Raw genomic sequence first — 16,089 nt, forward strand, 5'->3', positions numbered from 1 at the left:
GGGCTTGGCCGTGGTCGGCCAATTCGCGCGGTGACCTAGCGCTTCGCGAAATTCACTGACTGCATCGGCAGGGCGAGCGCGTCGATTATCTGATGGCGATCGAATCCGGCCTCACGCAGGCATAGCAAGATGGTCATCATTCCCGATGGTACAAACCGGATGCCTTCGTTTTCGCTGATAAAGTCGGCCAGAGCCTTTGGCGTCAGGTCTACGTCCCTGATGTCGTCAACCTCATGCTGCTTTTTCCGAATTCTGGATTTTATGTCTCTCCACTTGCTATTTGAAATAATGCATTGGCAGATTATGTCGCTCTGCCCTGTTTCAACGTTCTGTGTCAGTCCAAAATAATCAAAATGCTCTTCGGTTGGTAGAAGATATTCAGGAATACCCAATTCCTCATTTATCTCATTTCTAGCCGCTTTCGAGATGTCGATCCTCTCGTGGTCAATGTCGGATTTATGCTTTAAATGATCAAGATAGCCGGCAGCGCTTACATCCCAGGCCCCGCGGTATGTATAAACTTTTTGACTTCTCCTGTGGAGAATAATTCTCCGAGACTTATCGATCGATCGCCTACGGTCCTTTGGTGCTGCCTTGTCGTCCACAAAAACCATGGCGACCCGCACTGCCAGATTGGATAAATTACGCCCATCACTTAGTCGCAGCAGTGTAGGTGAGAGCGACCTCTGGTCTTTGGTCAGGTTATAAATCGCACCAATGTGATACCCGCTTTTCTGGCATTCAATTGTAAGTAGATGGTAAGGGCTGACGCTATCGATTCTCTTTACCGCAGAAACTCTGCTAAGCCTTAGATATGGGTTGCTTTTCTCTTTTATGTCTTCAAGTTCTCTCAGTATCACTTCGTCGCCGGCATTGCTTTTTATTTCACTTATTATTGTGTCCATTGCTTCTGAACTGAATTGCTCGGTATCGCCATCCGAGAATGAAACAAGTACAGTATTGGTCTGCGATCTTGGGTAGTCGCAAAAAGTAAGCATCTCTGTGGTCATTGGATCAAAAAAGAGATGAGGTGACAAACGAACCGGTATATCGCTGAATATTGTATCGCCGCTCTTTGAAAATATCTCGTTTTCCCTCAATTCGGCGTGGTACTGATTCTCCAAAACGGCGCGGCTGCCAAAAAGAGCGTCCTCCCCTTCGTTGTTATAAATATATTGGAAAATTTCTTCTTCTTTTTCTCTATATTTTCTGTTTCCAATCTTTGCCAGTGCAATAGCGGCGAATCTTCCAGTTTTTTCCGATATTCTTAAGCGGCCGCTAAATATCTTTGAAGTATAAGTTTTGTCCCAATTGCATACCCCCGCGATTGCCTTATACGTTGTATCTGGCGCGATAAGCGCCTTCGCCTTTTGTAAGCGCTCGGTCCGTCGGTCAGAGAATTCCACGGCCTGTTCCTCCCCGGCTTACCGGCACGGCTGGCAACTTTTCTACCAACTCAAGGCAACTTGCCCTTCGGTAACTCTGTCATGTTGGCCATGTCAACGTGATCGAGGTAGCGAAATGTCTTCTGAGACGAAACTCGCCGACGCCGCTCCACCGCGGACAACCGAACCCGATGCCAGCTTGCTTTCCAGGGACTTCATTCGGACTGAGGTCCATGCTTTTCCGCCGGCCGCCCTGATGAATCCCGATGTGCCGATCTGGGCGCTGATCAACTGGCTCGAGGAAGGAGAGCGGCCATGACCCGGGACTCCACGAGGAAATCGAAAGAGGCAGCAGCATCGGTCCCGGCGCATGTAGCCGGCTCCATCGACATGCCCGCTACGGCCGATCAACAGTGAGGAATAACCATCATGCTCGCCACCTCCTTGTTCAGCGACTATCTCGCCGATGGCGCAAATCTCATAACCATACTGGGCGCGGTCTGCGGGGTCGGCTTCTGGTTCCGCCGGCGGCAGGTGTCCAAGCCAACGCGCGAGGACTGATGGCGCAAGGTATCGTGCTCTCTTGAAGTCCATCTTTGGTGCCGGCCGCCGCCATTTGTGCTGGAAACGGCAATCACACTCAGGCCTTCGTCAACACCAAACCGATGCATTTTTCTAGACGCCCGATTTGCCCCAACGCCTCATCTGAGAATCTCTGCGACTGCCTTGAACCATTTTCTCCCGGGACGCGACCAAGCGGCGTGTAGAACACGATCCATTGAGGAGAACGTTACATGTTTACCGTCTCGAGAAGCGTCCTGTTGGCCGCCATTGCCGTCTCGGTGCTGGCCGGCTGCAAGACGACCACCACCAGGGACTGCGACAATCTGAAACCGAAAATGACCTACCACGGCAAATGCTGTGGCGTTGGCGATGCGCCTTGCCGCGACGGCAATGGCGGACATGACAGGCCCGGCCATACGCCGGATCCGACACCGCAATGACCTGATCGCTTCGCCCGTTCCGGTCAGTGCCGGGACGGGCAAAGCGGCTGCGTCACTTAACCGGGCAAAGCGATGGCGCGGGCGGCACTGATCCTCGACAGCGCTTGGCGTCGTATTAGCACCGGCTACGCACGAGCGTCGCACCGAGCCCCAAACAAAAGGCCCGCCAACTGAAGTCAGCGGGCCGTTTCTGCAATTCAGGCCGAGCCTTTACTGCGGGCAACCTCTGCTGGGGCATGCTATCGCCGTTACGGTCGACAGCTTTTCACGCCTCACGATCACAGGTCTCACATAAGTCTTCTTCATTCTGTTTCCCCTTCCCCATTTCCTAGCGTCACCCTAGCCGTGCGCCAGGCAGAATTGTCAAGCGGTGGTGAGCGACCGCTGATAACAAAGTGGTGACGGTATTCGGAAGTCAGCCCTTGGGATGGCAGCTGCCAGGCAGCCGGGCGGAGACCCCATCACGGCCTGTTGAAATAGGCATCAAGAAGAATGTGCGACTGTCCGATCGGAGGCAGGAGCGTGGAGGATTGCCAACAATGCTTTTCGCGAACATGCCTGCCGCCGGAATGTCGGTCAGGTCTGTCGTGCGGCCCTGAAGATTCAGCCACCGTGCCCCTTCGAGCCAATGCGCTGGTCACGTCGGCGAGATGCTCGACACGGCCCTTCTCGGGTGAATTTTCCAGAACGACACGGCGGAGGCTCAAGTGATTAAATGTTGGTCCGCCATGGGCGCGGCGCTGTGTTTATTGACCCATCCCTCCGCCGCGCTCGATCAGAAGGGGATCGATCTGGCGTGCGGAAAAATCACAGAGCTGGCTGAAAGGACAATGCGTGCGAGGCAAAACGGCAGGCCTTTGGAAGATCTGCTGGAGGCGGAGCGAAAAAATCTGACGCCGCGCGTTGCGGAAGCCGCGCACGCCGTGGCGAACGACGCATATCGGACGCCGCAATTTTCAGATCCGAATTCCCGGGAAATTGTGATCGCCCATTTCCGAGATGTCTGGCATCTCGAATGTCTGCATGACCACTCGCAAACCAATTGAAGGCCTATGCGGCGCTTCCGTGCCAAAAGGCGTCGGGGGTCGGCTAATTTATTGAAAGGATGGTGGGCGTGACAAGGATTGAACTTGTGACCCCTGCAATGTCAATGCAGTGCTCTCCCGCTGAGCTACACGCCCATCCGAAGCCGCGCATACACCATTTTTGATCCAGCGCGTCAATAGCAGGAAAAAGGAAAAACTCGTCGTTCCGCTCAAGCCGTGGAATTCGTGCCGGCGGCTTGCGGAAGGCGGCTCAGGCCGCCTGCAGCATCTTCTCGACCTCGTTGACGAGATCGCGCAGGTGGAAGGGCTTGGACAGCACCTTGGCGTCTTTCGGCGCCTTGGAATCCGGGTTCAGCGCGACGGCGGCGAAACCGGTGATGAACATGACCTTGAGGTCAGGGTCGATCTCGGTGGCGCGGCGGGCCAGTTCGATGCCGTCCATTTCCGGCATGACGATGTCGGTCAAAAGCAGCGAGAACGGTTCTTCGCGCAGCCGCTCATAGGCGCTGGCGCCGTTGTCGAAATCGCTGACCTGGTAGCCGGCGCGCTCCAGCGCCTTGACGAGGAACCGACGCATATCGTCGTCGTCTTCAGCCAGAAGAATGCGTGCCATGATATCCCGTCCGAATCACCCGCCCGAGACTGCCGCCCGGGCAGCCCGTTAACCATCCTGTATATGAGGAGGTGACGGTAAACATCAAGTGAACGCGGCGGAGCATTATCCGCATTTGGCAAGGCCGCGCGCGCGGTGAAATGCTGGACATGCGGCCAGCAAGGTGGCAGTTTCATGCCATGATGCACTGGTGTTTTCGGGTTCGTTCAAATTGAAGACGGCAGCCGAGGATTTTTCGGTCTTTCCACCCTTCGAAATCCGGTCGGGCGCCGAGCAGCGCGTCCCTTTCCTGTTCAACTCGCCGCATAGCGGCCGCTACTATCCCGAACGCTTCCTTGCCATGGCGCGGCTCGACCGCAACGCCATCCGCCGCTCGGAAGACTGCTATGTCGACGAGCTGTTCGGCGGCGCGGTGGCGCTCGGCGCGCCGATGCTGGCGGCGAATTTCCCGCGTGCCTATCTCGACGTCAACCGCGAGCCCTGGGAACTCGACCCGCGCATGTTCGCCGAGCCGGTGCCATCCTTCTGCAACATTCGCTCGGCGCGTGTCGCCGGTGGACTTGGCACCGTGCCAAAGCTGGTGGGCGAGGGGCTCGACATCTATGCGGGCCGCTTGCCGCTCGCCGAGGCGGTTGCCCGCATCGAGGCCGTCTACAAGCCCTATCACGAAACGCTGAAGCGGCTTTTGACCAGGACCCACGCCCGTTTCGGCTTCGCCGTGCTGATCGATTGCCATTCGATGCCGGCGAGCATCCGCGTCGGTGACAGCGGCTTGCGGCCGGATTTCATCATCGGCGACCGTTTTGGCATCTCGGCCACGGCGGCTCTGACGGAAACCGCGATCGGCCTGCTGACTGCCATGGGCTATACCGTGGCTCACAACAAGCCCTATGCCGGCGGTTTCATCACCGAGCATTATGGGCGTCCGGCGCGTCATCTGCATGCGCTGCAGATCGAGGTCAATCGCGGGCTCTACATGAATGAGCGGACATTCGAGAGGGGCGCGGGCTTCGACGCGCTGGCCGACGACCTGACGCGATTTTCGGCCGACCTGATGGCGATGCCCGACCACCATTTCATCGACCTGCCCCTGGCCGCGGAATAACGGCAGCCCCAAGGGTTAAAAAAAGACCGCATCGTTCGCACGATACGGTCGAAGTCTAGGGAGGAAACGCCCAAGGAGGGCATGGACAGGAAAACCTGTCCGAGAACAAGCGTATTGTGCGGTGCACAAATGTCAAGCGATGTTCAGGCTTTTTTAATTCAGAGTGATGTGGAAATCACGTTTCGATGATGCCTGTGTGATATTTGAGCAACTGTGACCGCGGCGGATAAATCGATAAACACCCTTGTTTTGGCAGGAAAGACGCGGGATAGCCTGTTCGGGCAGGCCGCTAGGCGGGAGAATCAATTGGACATCAGCGTCGATTTCATGCGCCGCATCGCGCAGGCGGCGGCGGCGGAAACCCTGCCGCGCTTTCGGGCCCAAGGGGCTGTCGCCAACAAGGAAAAGGGCAGTTTCGATCCGGTTACCGAGGCCGACCGCGAGGCCGAGCGCGCCATCCGGGCACTGATATCGGCCGAATATCCCGACCATGGCATTCTTGGCGAGGAGCACGGCAGCGAGAACATCTCCAGCCGGCATGTCTGGGTGATCGATCCGATCGATGGCACGCGCGCTTTCATTTCCGGACTGCCTGTCTGGGGGACGCTGGTCGGCCTGACGGTCGATGGCGACGCTGTCGCCGGCATGATGGCGCAGCCCTTCACCGGCGAACTGTTCTACGCCAACGCTTCCGGTTCTCACTATGAGGGGCCTGGCGGCCCGCGAAAACTGACGACACGCAAGACGACAAAGCTCGATGAGGCGACGCTGTTCACCACCACGCCGGCCTTGTTCAAGGCCGAGGCACGCAAGCGCTATGACGTGTTCGAGAAACAGGTTCAGCTCGCCCGCTACGGCGCCGATTGCTATGCCTTCGCCATGATCGCCTCGGGCAGCGTCGACATCGTCGCCGACCCTGGCTTGAAACCTTACGACATCGTCGCGCTGATCCCGATCATCGAGAAGGCGGGCGGGGTCATCACCACCTTCGACGGCGGACCGGCGGAGAATGGCGGCGATGTGCTGGCGGCGGCGACACCGGAGCTCCACGCGGCCGCCATGGCGGCGCTCCGCGGCTGATTTTTCCCCCGCGTCAGCGCTGCCTTATCGAGCGCTGGAATTCCGCCGGAGTACGCCCATAGGCCTGCTTGAATGCCGCGCTGAAATGGCTGTGGCTGGAAAAGCCGAGGTCGAGGCCAAGCGATGTCAGATTGTCGTAGCTGCCGAGCAGGTCGAGCGCGCGCGCCAGCCGCAGCCGCAGATGGTAGCGATAGAGCGGCATGGCCTCGACCTGCTGGAACACCTGCGTCAGGTAGACCGGCGAAACGCCGACCTCGGCGGCGATCTCGGCCAGCGTCCAGCGCCGCGACAGGTCCGACGACAAAACGAGCTTGGCGCGGTCGACCAGCTTCTGCCGGCCCGGGCTGGCGCCCGCGACATGAGAGGTGCGTTCGCCAAGAGAGCGCCGAACCAAGGTCAGGGCAAGCGTCTCCGCCTCCAGCGTTTCGGCGACGCCGCGGCTCAGGCTGTGGCGCAGCAACGCCACCAGTGCCTGCGCGCGCGGGTCGATGCGCCGGCGCTGGCGTCGAAACGCCAACATGGCGCCGGAGCGCAACTGCTCCCTCGGCGCCAGTTCACGCAATTGGCCCTCCTCGATGACGAGGTCGAGGCAGGCGTCGCCACCCGCGACGGGATGGCTGACCTGATAGGGTTCGGCTTCGTTGAAGAACAGCAGCTGATTGGCTTCCGCCACTGCGTCGCTGCGGCCGACATGGCGCACGAAGACACCGCGATAGGGAAACACCAGATGCGTGGCGGCGGTGCATTCTTCATCGCTTCTGTGACGGCATGCGCCGTTGCAGACCACGCCCCTCACCCTGATGGTGGCGGTGTCCAGCAGCGGCTGCACCGTGAATTGCGACATGGCCGTTGCGTTCTCCCTCGTGCCGGAAATGATTCCGGCTCTACGGAGGCACTCTACGCAAGCGGCCTGCCCAATCGTGTCAGGAGGCTTTTTCGACAGGCGCGTGTCCCGGTCCTACAATCGACGTCTGAATTCCGCATGGGCCTGATCGCGTGACAGACCGATGTCCTTGAGCTGTTCGTCGCTCATTTCCAGCAAGGCAAGGCGGCTGCGGCGTTTCTCCATCTGACGGGTGAACCATCCGGCCGCCGCGACGCATTGGGCCCGGAGGGTCCGCCTGATGGTCGCGACGCGGACTGGCGGCGGCTGGATTTTTCCAACCAGGCGTTGTGCTGCTGCATGATCGGGGCGCATCGCTCAATTCTCGCTCGCGCCGTTCGCCGAGGCGCCGGCTTCGTTCAGCGCCTGCGCGCATTCCTCGCAGCAGACTTCCACCGTCTTGCCGCCAACCTTGACCCGGATCGGGTTGTCGTCCAGCTGGCAATCGCAGGCGGCACAGGTTTTCTCGGTCATGACCTCATCTCCATGGCGTTCGGTTCAACGCACGCAGATGAGCATTCCGGGACCGCGCCGGCTGTCAGAATCTTTAGCACCCTGGGAGTGCGACGGCATGACTGGCCGACCCTGCTGACAACGGGGTGTCAGCTGTGCGGGGCCAGGGAAAGGACCCTCGCGCCGATCAGGGGCACCGATCAGGCCGTAGGATCGTCGCTGCCTGGAATGAAGGCATCGAAGGCAGCGAGGAATTGCTCGCGGTAGATGTCGGCTTCCTGCAGGATCTCATGCTGCGCGCCATCGATCATCAGCAGCGAGCCGAGGCGCAACTGCCTGCCATAGGCTTCCACCGCCTTGGTGGAGACGACCCTGTCGGCGCCGGCGGCGATGATGAGCAACGGTACCTGGATCCCGGCCATGAAATCGGGATCGCCGACGACTTCGGACGCTTTCGCGGCTGCCTGCAACCAGCGGATCGTCGGACCGCCAAGCGCCAGTTGCGGGTAGGTCTCGTAGAGCTGCGTGTTGCGCCGGTAGCGCGCCCGGTCCGTCGTCACCTTGTTGGCTTCGAAGGGCAGCGTTTCCTTCGGCCTTGGGCCCATGGCGGCATAGAGCCGGCCCAGGCCCAGGAAACAGAACAGCGAGCAAACCCGGCGGACCGTGGATATCGAGACCGGCAGGTCGGGGAGCGTCAGGAACGGCGCGATCAACACCATGCGCCGGACCCGGTTCACCATCGACGGCGTCGCAAGCAGCGCGATCACCGCGCCGGCGGAATGAGCGAGGATATAATAGGGTCCGCGGCAATCCGGCAGCACGATCTCCTCGAAGAACTGCTCCAGGTCAGCCGTGTAGTCGCGGAACGACTTGACATAACCGCGCTGGCGGTCGCGGATCAGCCGCGAAGAGTCGCCTTGGCCGCGCCAGTCGAGCGTGGCGACGCCAAACCCGCGGGCGGCAAGGTCGCGGATGGTCTCGAAGTATTTCTCGATGCACTCGTTGCGGCCGCCGAGCAGCACCACCGTGCCCCTCATCGGCCGGGTGACGGCGCCGAACAGGCCATAGCGGATTTTCTTGCCGTCACGCGTGGTGAAGAAGCCGCCGGCGGCGTTTTCCGGTCGCGGATTGCCCTCGATGTCGTGAAAAAGGGGCGGGTCTTGGAAAAGGTCCGTCATTCGGCGCTTCGTGCTTGGCGTCTTCGCATGCCCGCCCGAGATGGCCGGCCCGCCAAGGTGATAGACGCCAATGCGTCAAAAGCAAAGGAATTCCGGGTGGTAATGGACCAGTAACGGGGAAGGCCGGAAGCCGCATGGAGCGTGCCTCCGGCCTCTGTCGATCCGGGAGGAAGGGACGTTAACACCCGGTCGGCCTCGTTTGCGGCACCTCTTGCGATCCGGCGCCGCCAGTTCTTGATCCTGGCATCACTTTTAGCGCCGTCTGCCTGAACGGCCGCCGAAGCACCGGTTCATCTGCCGTTCATCAAAGGCGGACCGCCTTGTTCTTTTGCCGGTAGACGAAACTTGAAATGCCTTCGAGCGCTCCCCAGATGTGGGTTGCGGCCGCCAATGTCGGGGCCGCTGGTCCAACCGAAACGCCGCTTACGGGTTTCGCACCGGCCATACGCAAACCATGTTGCTCAACAGGAGAACACCTCATGCGTCACGTTGATTTTTCCCCGCTCTACCGCTCTACCGTCGGCTTCGACCGTCTCTTCACCATGCTGGATTCGCTGGCGCAGCCCGATGGCGCGCAGACCTATCCGCCCTACAATATCGAGCGCACCGGTGAGGATTCCTATCGCATCTCCATGGCGGTTGCCGGCTTCTCGGATGAAGAAATCTCGATCGAAGCCCATCGCAACGTGCTGACCGTAAAGGGCGAGCGCAAGGACGAGGGCACCGGCGAGGGTTCGGAGCTGCTTTATCGCGGCATTGCCTCCAGGGCTTTCGAGCGCCGCTTCCAGCTTGCCGACCATGTTGAAGTCGTCGGCGCCGCGCTGAAGAACGGCCTGCTCTTCGTTGACCTCAAGCGCAACATCCCCGAGGAGTTGAAGCCGCGCAAGATCGCCATCACCTCGGCTCCGGCCAAAGCCAAGCAGATCGAGGCCAAGACCGCTGCCTGACCGGCGGATACACTACGGATAAAGTCTCCTCCCGAGACGGAAGCGGCGCCGAGAGGCGCCGCTTTTTTGTCGTCGCGAAGGTTGGTTATCCGGCGATCAGCTGGCCGAAACGGTCGACTTCTTCCGAGGTCGTGGCGAAGCTGGTGACGAAGCGATAGAGCAGTTCATCCTCGCCGATGTGGCCGTCAAAGCCGTGCGGCCTGTGCCAGTCATAGAAGGCCGCGCCTGCCGCCTGCAGCTTCTCGGCCTCTGTTTTCTTGATCACGGCAAACACTTCATTGGCCTGCGGCAGCCAGGCCAGCTTGGCCGTCGCCGAATCCTCGATCGCCGCCGCGAGCCGCGCCGCCATGGCGTTGGCATGCCTGGCGGTATCCAGCCAAAGCCCGTCCTTGAAATAGGCCTCGAACTGCGCGGCGACGAAACGCGACTTCGAGAACAGCTGTGCGGCGCGCTTGCGCAGGAAGGCCAGTTCCCTGGCGCGGTCGAGATCGAACAGCACGATCGCCTCGGCGCACCAGCAGCCGTTCTTGGTGCCGCCGAAGGACAGGATGTCGACGCCGCGCTTCCAGGTCATTTCGGCCGGTGTGGTGTCGAGCGCGACCAGCGCATTGGCAAAGCGGGCGCCATCCATGTGCAAGGGCACGGAATGGTGTTTGGCGATCGCCGAAATCGCCGCGATGTCGTCCAGGCCATAGATCGTGCCGACCTCGGTCGACTGGGTGATCGAGACGGCCATCGGCCGGCCCCAATGCACGATCTCGCCGGCGAAACGGCCGATCGTCCTGTCCAGATTGTGCGGCTCCATCCTGCCCAGAGGGCCGTCGACGGCGTGCAGCCGCGAGCCGCCGGAAAAATATTCCGGCGCGCCGCATTCGTCCTCGATGACATGCGATTCGCGGTGGGCGAAGGCAATGCCGCCGGGCTTGTTGTAGGCCGTCAGCGACAGTGAATTGGCGGCGGTGCCGGTCGCCACGAAGAATACCGCCACCTCGCGTTCGAAGATCTCGCTGAACCTGATGTAGACGGCCTGGTCGAGGGCGCCGTCACCATAGGCGGTCGAAAAGCCTCCGGTGTGGGCCGAGAGGCCGGCTGCAATGCTTGGGTGGGCGCCTGCCCAATTGTCGGAAGCGAAGAACATGCGTCTGCCTGTGTTGGGAAAATCGCGGGGACCTTGACCGGTTTCATGACCCGCCCGCAAGAGCCAGATACAAGAAAACGAGTAAAGCCAGTGTCCGATGTCCGATGGCTTCGAAGACCGAAGGTTACGTTTTTGGAACGCCTCACGAAATTTTGTGTCGCGGCGCGCCCAAGTTTTTTGTGAATCGGTCTTGTATGGATTCTGGATTTCTGTCATAAAAATTTAGGACAGTAGTGCTGTCTTATTTTGTCGCACAAAACAGGATGGATTGGCGTATCGTTTGGGCCACTCCGGCTTTTGCCGCGAGCGACAAGTGGACGGACCAGCTCTGGCCTGTACGATACCAGATGTGAACCAGCGGCGCGCCGCCCGGTTCGGCGATTTTGCAAGACGTGCCGTAAGGATGAAGGGCGAGCCCAAGTGTTTGCCAAGGCAAACCAGCGCCCCAGGCTGACCAAGGCCAGGTGGCGCGGAACGGAGGACAGGACGATGACGGAATTGACGCTCTCTGCGACGAACGGCCAGGCCGCGCAGACGAAAGCGGCTGCCGTCAAAAATACCTCCACTAAAAATCACGGGACTGCCAACGGCCCGACTGCCCAGGGTCTCTACGATCCGCGCAACGAGCATGACGCCTGCGGTGTCGGCTTCATCGTCAACATGAAGGGCGTGAAGTCGCATCAGATCGTCAAGGACGGGCTTGCCGTGCTCGAGAACCTGACGCATCGCGGCGCCGTCGGCGCCGATCCGCTGGTGGGCGACGGCGCCGGCGTGCTGGTCCAGCTTCCCGACGCGTTCTTCCGCGAGGAGATGGCGGCGCAAGGCATCGAACTGCCGGCGGCGGGCCAGTATGGCGTGGGGCACTGGTTCATGCCCCAGGACGCGACCCTTCGCGCCCATATCGAGGACATCATCGCCGAATCGGCGCAGTCCGAGGGGCTGCCGCTCATCGGCTTCCGCGATGTGCCCGTCGACAATTCGTCGCTGTCGAAGGCGCCCGACATTGTCGCGTCCGAGCCGTTCCACCGGCAAGTGTTCATCGGCCGCACGGCCGATATTCCCGATGACGAAGAGTACGAGGCCAGGCTCTATCTGCTGCGCAAGGTCATTTCGGGCCGCATCTATGCCGAGAACGACAACAAGGACATCGGCGCCTATTGCGTGTCGTTGTCGGCGCGCACCATTGTCTACAAGGGCATGTTCCTCGCCTATCAGGTCGGCGCCTATTACAAGGATCTCAAGGATCCGCGTTTCGAAACGGCGCTGATCCTCGTCCATCAGCGTTTCTCGACCAACACCTTCCCGTCATGGAAGCTGGCGCATCCCTATCGCATGGTCGCGCACAATGGCGAGATCAACACCGTGCGCGGCAACAACAACTGGATGGCGGCGCGCCAGGCATCGGTCGATTCCGAACTGTTCGGCAACAACATCTCCAAGCTCTGGCCGATCTCCTATGACGGCCAGTCGGACACGGCGTGCTTCGACAACGCGCTCGAGTTCCTGTTCCAGGGCGGTTATTCGCTCAGCCACGCCATGATGATGCTGATCCCGGAAGCCTGGGCCGGCAACAAGCTGATGGATGCCGACCGCAAGGCTTTCTACGAGTACCATGCGGCACTTATGGAGCCGTGGGACGGGCCGGCGGCGGTCGCCTTCACCGATGGCCGCCAGATCGGCGCCACGCTCGACCGCAATGGTTTGCGTCCGGCGCGCTACATCGTCACCGACGATGACCGCGTCATCATGGCTTCGGAAGCCGGCGTGCTGCCGGTGCCGGAGGAGAAGATCGTGCAGAAGTGGCGGCTGCAGCCCGGCCGCATGCTTCTGATCGACCTTGCCAAGGGCCGCATCGTCCCCGACGAGGAGATCAAGTCGGAGATCGCGACCAGGCACCCCTACAAGACCTGGCTCACCAACACGCAGCTCATCCTGGAAGATTTGAAGCCGGTCGAGCCGCGCGCGCTGCGCAAGGATGTCAGCCTGCTCGATCGCCAGCAGGCGTTCGGCTACACCCAGGAAGACACCAAGCTGCTGATGTCGCCGATGGCGACCACAGGCCAGGAAGCCGTCGGTTCGATGGGCACCGACACGCCGATCTCGGCGATGTCGGACAAGTCGAAGCTGCTCTACACCTATTTCAAGCAGAACTTCGCCCAGGTCACCAACCCGCCGATCGACCCGATCCGCGAGGAGCTGGTGATGAGCCTGGTGTCGTTCATCGGACCGCGGCCGAACATCTTCGACCTTGTCGGCAATTCCCGCCGCAAGCGGCTCGAGGTGCGCCAGCCGATCCTGACCAATGGCGACCTGGAAAAGATCCGTTCGATCGGTCACACCGAGGACCGCTTCGACACCAAGACGATCGACATCACCTATGGGTCGAGCGAGGGCGCGGCCGGTATGCAGGGCGCTGTCGAACGTCTGTGCGAGCGGGCCGAAGCAGCGGTCGCCGGCGGCTACAACATCATCATCCTGTCCGACCGCCAGCTCGGGCCGGACCGCATCGCCATTCCCGCGCTGCTGGCGACGGCGGCGGTGCACCACCATCTCATCCGCAAGGGCCTGCGCACTGCGGTCGGCCTGGTCGTGGAATCCGGCGAGCCGCGCGAGGTGCATCATTTCTGCTGCCTCGCCGGCTACGGCGCGGAAGCGATCAATCCCTACCTCGCCTTCGACACGCTGCTCGACATGCACAAGCGCGGCGAGTTGCCCGAAGAAGTCGACGCCTATGAAGTGGTGTCGCGCTACATCAAGTCGATCGGCAAGGGTATCCTCAAGGTGATGTCCAAGATGGGCATCTCGACCTACCAGTCCTATTGCGGCGCGCAGATCTTCGACGCCATCGGGCTGAAGTCGGATTTCGTACAGCAATATTTCACCGGCACGGCGACGCTGATCGAAGGCGTCGGGCTGGATGAGGTCGCAGGTGAAACCGTGAGCCGCCACACGGACGGTTTCGGCAGCGATCCGGTGCTGCGCAACAGCCTGGATGTCGGTGGCGAATATCTGTTCCGCATGCGCGGCGAGGCGCATATGTGGTCACCGGATGCGGTCGCCACCTTGCAGCACGCCGTGCGCCAGGGCTCGTGGGAGACGTTCAAGGACTATTCGGCGCAGATCGACAGCGAGACGGCCCGCGCCCAGACCATTCGGGGCCTGTTCAAGATCAGGCTGGCGGACGAGACCGGGCGCAAGAAGGTGGCGCTCGACGACGTCATGCCGGCCGCCGAGATCGTCAAGCGCTTCTCGACCGGGGCGATGTCGTTCGGCTCGATCTCCAGGGAGGCGCACACCACGCTGGCGCGCGCGATGAACCAGATCGGCGGCAAGTCGAACACCGGCGAGGGTGGCGAAGAAGCCGACCGTTACCTGCCGCTGCCCGGCGGCGGCAAGAACCCCGAACGCTCGGCGATCAAGCAGGTCGCGTCGGGACGGTTCGGCGTGACGGCGGAGTATCTCGTCAATTCCGATGTAATGCAGATCAAGGTGGCGCAGGGCGCCAAGCCAGGCGAGGGCGGCCAATTGCCCGGCCACAAGGTCGATGCGACCATCGCCAAGGTGAGGCATTCGACGCCTGGCGTCGGCCTGATCTCGCCGCCGCCACATCACGACATCTACTCGATCGAGGATCTGGCGCAGCTGATCTACGACCTGAAGAACGTCAATCCGGCGGCCGACGTGTCGGTCAAGCTGGTGTCGGAAGTCGGCGTCGGCACGGTCGCGGCCGGTGTCGCCAAGGCGCGCGCCGACCACATCACCATTTCGGGCTATGATGGCGGTACCGGCGCCTCACCGCTGACCTCGCTCAAGCATGCCGGCTCCCCATGGGAAATGGGTCTCGCCGAGACGCACCAGACGCTGGTGCTGAACGGCCTGCGCTCCCGCGTGGCGCTGCAGGTCGATGGCGGCCTGCGCACCGGGCGCGACGTCATCATCGGCGCGCTGCTCGGCGCCGACGAGTTCGGCTTCTCGACCGCGCCGCTGATCGCGGCCGGCTGCATCATGATGCGCAAGTGCCATCTCAATACCTGCCCGGTCGGTGTGGCGACACAGGACCCGGTGCTGCGCAAGCGTTTCAAGGGCACGCCCGAGCATGTCATCAACTTCTTCTTCTATGTCGCGGAAGAGGTGCGGGCACTGCTCGCCGAGATGGGCTTTACCCATATCGACCAGATCATCGGCGACGCCGACCTTCTGGAGAAGCGCGACGTGATCCAGCACTGGAAAGCGCGCGGGCTCGACTTTTCGAAGATGTTCTACAAGCCCGATGCGCCGCATGAAGCGGTGCACTGGACCGAACGGCAGAAGCATCCGATCGACGATGTGCTCGACCGCAAGCTGATCGAACTGGCCAAGCCCGCACTGGAGGCCAAGCAACCGGTCAAGATCGAGGTCGATATCCGCAATGTCGACCGTTCGACGGGCGCCATGCTGTCGGGTGAAGTGGCCAAGCGCTTCAAGCACAAGGGGCTGCGCGAGGACACGATTTCGGTGAAGCTCACCGGCACAGCCGGCCAGTCGTTCGCCGCCTTCCTGGCGCGCGGCATCTCGTTCGAGCTGGTGGGCGCCGGCAACGACTATGTCGGCAAGGGCCTGTCGGGTGGGCGCATCGTCATCCGGCCGCCGGAAGAAGCGAAAATCGTCGCCGCCAACTCCATCATCGTCGGCAACACGGTGCTCTACGGCGCGACAGAAGGAGAGGCCTATTTCGCCGGTGTCGCCGGTGAGCGCTTCGCGGTGCGTAATTCCGGCGTCGCCGCCGTTGTCGAAGGCGTCGGCGACCATGGCTGCGAATACATGACCGGCGGCGTCGTCGTCGTCATCGGCAAGACCGGCCGCAACTTCGCCGCCGGCATGTCGGGCGGTGTCGCCTATGTGCTCGATGAAGCCGGCGATTTCGCAGAGCGTTGCAACATGGCTATGGTCGAACTGGAGCCGGTTCCGGAGGAGGACGACCTGATGGAGAAGCTGTTGCACCATGGCGGCGATCTCGATCACAAGGGCCGCGTCGACGTGTCGGGCGACATGACCAGCCATGACGAGGAGCGGCTCTACCAGCTGATCTCGAACCACGTGCACTATACGGGTTCGGTGCGCGGCCGCGCGATCCTCGACGACTGGGCGACGTTCCGGCCGAAGTTCCGCAAGATCATGCCGGTCGAATACCGCCGCGCGCTGATCGAGATGGAACGCATGCGCATGGGCGTCGCGGCCGAATAGATTTTCGCTAGGGCCGGGAAGCCAAGGTTTCCCG

The 16,089-nt window shown here is 61.2% G+C and carries 14 protein-coding genes and 1 tRNA gene; 7 read left to right on the forward strand and 8 right to left on the reverse strand.

Annotated features, from left to right (window positions below; translation table 11 throughout):
• Positions 1-35: 35 nt before the first annotated feature.
• Positions 36-1,406 carry a hypothetical protein gene (locus FJ967_RS17745; protein ID WP_140733124.1) on the reverse strand — a complete coding sequence of 457 codons (1,371 nt, stop codon included), beginning with the start codon at positions 1,404-1,406 and terminating at the stop codon, positions 36-38.
• 408 nt (positions 1,407-1,814) lie between these two features.
• Between FJ967_RS17745 and FJ967_RS33980 the strand changes: the two genes are divergently transcribed.
• The 3 genes from FJ967_RS33980 to FJ967_RS17755 all read left to right on the forward strand — a co-directional run bounded on the left by FJ967_RS33980 (position 1,815) and on the right by FJ967_RS17755 (position 3,435).
• The gene (locus FJ967_RS33980) at positions 1,815-1,946 is read left to right on the forward strand and encodes a hypothetical protein (RefSeq protein ID WP_281405683.1); all 132 of its coding nucleotides are present in this window, start codon (positions 1,815-1,817) and stop codon (positions 1,944-1,946) included.
• Between the two features lie 233 nt (positions 1,947-2,179).
• Entirely contained in the window at positions 2,180-2,389 is a 210-nt protein-coding gene (locus FJ967_RS17750; protein ID WP_140733125.1) for a hypothetical protein, read from the forward strand.
• Positions 2,390-3,117: 728 nt separating this feature from the next.
• Positions 3,118-3,435, forward strand: a complete 318-nt coding sequence (locus FJ967_RS17755; protein ID WP_140733126.1) for a hypothetical protein — start codon at positions 3,118-3,120, stop codon at positions 3,433-3,435.
• Positions 3,436-3,495: 60 nt separating this feature from the next.
• Here FJ967_RS17755 and FJ967_RS17760 read toward each other — a convergent pair.
• Positions 3,496-3,570: transfer RNA gene (locus FJ967_RS17760), tRNA-Val, on the reverse strand.
• Positions 3,571-3,685: 115 nt separating this feature from the next.
• Positions 3,686-4,048, reverse strand: a complete 363-nt coding sequence (locus tag FJ967_RS17765; protein WP_006199474.1) for a response regulator — start codon at positions 4,046-4,048, stop codon at positions 3,686-3,688.
• 163 nt (positions 4,049-4,211) lie between these two features.
• On the opposite strand from FJ967_RS17765, the gene FJ967_RS17770 reads away from it, so the two are divergent.
• Complete coding sequence (locus FJ967_RS17770; RefSeq protein ID WP_140733127.1) at positions 4,212-5,153, forward strand: N-formylglutamate amidohydrolase; 942 nt, start codon at positions 4,212-4,214, stop codon at positions 5,151-5,153.
• 306 nt (positions 5,154-5,459) lie between these two features.
• The gene (gene hisN / locus FJ967_RS17775; protein WP_140733128.1) at positions 5,460-6,233 is read left to right on the forward strand and encodes a histidinol-phosphatase; all 774 of its coding nucleotides are present in this window, start codon (positions 5,460-5,462) and stop codon (positions 6,231-6,233) included.
• Between the two features lie 13 nt (positions 6,234-6,246).
• Here the strand turns inward: hisN and FJ967_RS17780 are convergent, their stop codons facing one another.
• The 4 genes from FJ967_RS17780 to FJ967_RS17790 all read right to left on the reverse strand — a co-directional run bounded on the left by FJ967_RS17780 (position 6,247) and on the right by FJ967_RS17790 (position 8,747).
• The gene (locus tag FJ967_RS17780; protein WP_140733129.1) at positions 6,247-7,077 is read right to left on the reverse strand and encodes an AraC family transcriptional regulator; all 831 of its coding nucleotides are present in this window, start codon (positions 7,075-7,077) and stop codon (positions 6,247-6,249) included.
• Between the two features lie 114 nt (positions 7,078-7,191).
• Entirely contained in the window at positions 7,192-7,431 is a 240-nt protein-coding gene (locus FJ967_RS17785) for a DUF1127 domain-containing protein (RefSeq protein ID WP_140733130.1), read from the reverse strand.
• A gap of 3 nt (positions 7,432-7,434) precedes the next feature.
• Positions 7,435-7,590, reverse strand: a complete 156-nt coding sequence (locus FJ967_RS33425) for a hypothetical protein (protein ID WP_181175946.1) — start codon at positions 7,588-7,590, stop codon at positions 7,435-7,437.
• Between the two features lie 179 nt (positions 7,591-7,769).
• Positions 7,770-8,747, reverse strand: a complete 978-nt coding sequence (locus FJ967_RS17790) for an alpha/beta hydrolase (protein WP_140733131.1) — start codon at positions 8,745-8,747, stop codon at positions 7,770-7,772.
• Positions 8,748-9,226: 479 nt separating this feature from the next.
• On the opposite strand from FJ967_RS17790, the gene FJ967_RS17795 reads away from it, so the two are divergent.
• A complete protein-coding gene (locus FJ967_RS17795) occupies positions 9,227-9,694 on the forward strand; it encodes an Hsp20 family protein (RefSeq protein WP_013893124.1) in 468 nt (155 codons plus the stop codon).
• A gap of 85 nt (positions 9,695-9,779) precedes the next feature.
• Here the strand turns inward: FJ967_RS17795 and FJ967_RS17800 are convergent, their stop codons facing one another.
• The gene (locus FJ967_RS17800) at positions 9,780-10,832 is read right to left on the reverse strand and encodes a low specificity L-threonine aldolase (RefSeq protein ID WP_140733132.1); all 1,053 of its coding nucleotides are present in this window, start codon (positions 10,830-10,832) and stop codon (positions 9,780-9,782) included.
• A 489-nt stretch (positions 10,833-11,321) separates the two neighbouring features.
• On the opposite strand from FJ967_RS17800, the gene gltB reads away from it, so the two are divergent.
• Positions 11,322-16,055, forward strand: coding sequence for a glutamate synthase large subunit (gene gltB, locus FJ967_RS17805; protein WP_140733133.1), 4,734 nt, complete (start codon positions 11,322-11,324; stop codon positions 16,053-16,055).
• Positions 16,056-16,089 lie beyond the last annotated feature (34 nt).

Source organism: Mesorhizobium sp. B2-3-4 (genome assembly GCF_006442315.1).
Taxonomy (GTDB): Bacteria; Pseudomonadota; Alphaproteobacteria; order Rhizobiales; family Rhizobiaceae; genus Mesorhizobium.

What these genes read in the sequence shown, in the direction of transcription:
- FJ967_RS33980 (WP_281405683.1), top strand. Translation starts at nt 1,815, where the DNA reads ATGCTCGCCACCTCCTTGTTCAGCGACTATCTCGCCGATGGCGCAAAT.
- FJ967_RS17785 (WP_140733130.1), bottom strand. Translation starts at nt 7,431, where the DNA reads ATGCGCCCCGATCATGCAGCAGCACAACGCCTGGTTGGAAAAATCCAG.
- FJ967_RS17790 (WP_140733131.1), bottom strand. Translation starts at nt 8,747, where the DNA reads ATGACGGACCTTTTCCAAGACCCGCCCCTTTTTCACGACATCGAGGGC.
- gltB (WP_140733133.1), top strand. Translation starts at nt 11,322, where the DNA reads ATGACGGAATTGACGCTCTCTGCGACGAACGGCCAGGCCGCGCAGACG.
- FJ967_RS33425 (WP_181175946.1), bottom strand. Translation starts at nt 7,590, where the DNA reads ATGACCGAGAAAACCTGTGCCGCCTGCGATTGCCAGCTGGACGACAAC.
- FJ967_RS17780 (WP_140733129.1), bottom strand. Translation starts at nt 7,077, where the DNA reads ATGTCGCAATTCACGGTGCAGCCGCTGCTGGACACCGCCACCATCAGG.
- FJ967_RS17765 (WP_006199474.1), bottom strand. Translation starts at nt 4,048, where the DNA reads ATGGCACGCATTCTTCTGGCTGAAGACGACGACGATATGCGTCGGTTC.
- FJ967_RS17750 (WP_140733125.1), top strand. Translation starts at nt 2,180, where the DNA reads ATGTTTACCGTCTCGAGAAGCGTCCTGTTGGCCGCCATTGCCGTCTCG.
- FJ967_RS17800 (WP_140733132.1), bottom strand. Translation starts at nt 10,832, where the DNA reads ATGTTCTTCGCTTCCGACAATTGGGCAGGCGCCCACCCAAGCATTGCA.
- FJ967_RS17755 (WP_140733126.1), top strand. Translation starts at nt 3,118, where the DNA reads ATGGGCGCGGCGCTGTGTTTATTGACCCATCCCTCCGCCGCGCTCGAT.
- FJ967_RS17795 (WP_013893124.1), top strand. Translation starts at nt 9,227, where the DNA reads ATGCGTCACGTTGATTTTTCCCCGCTCTACCGCTCTACCGTCGGCTTC.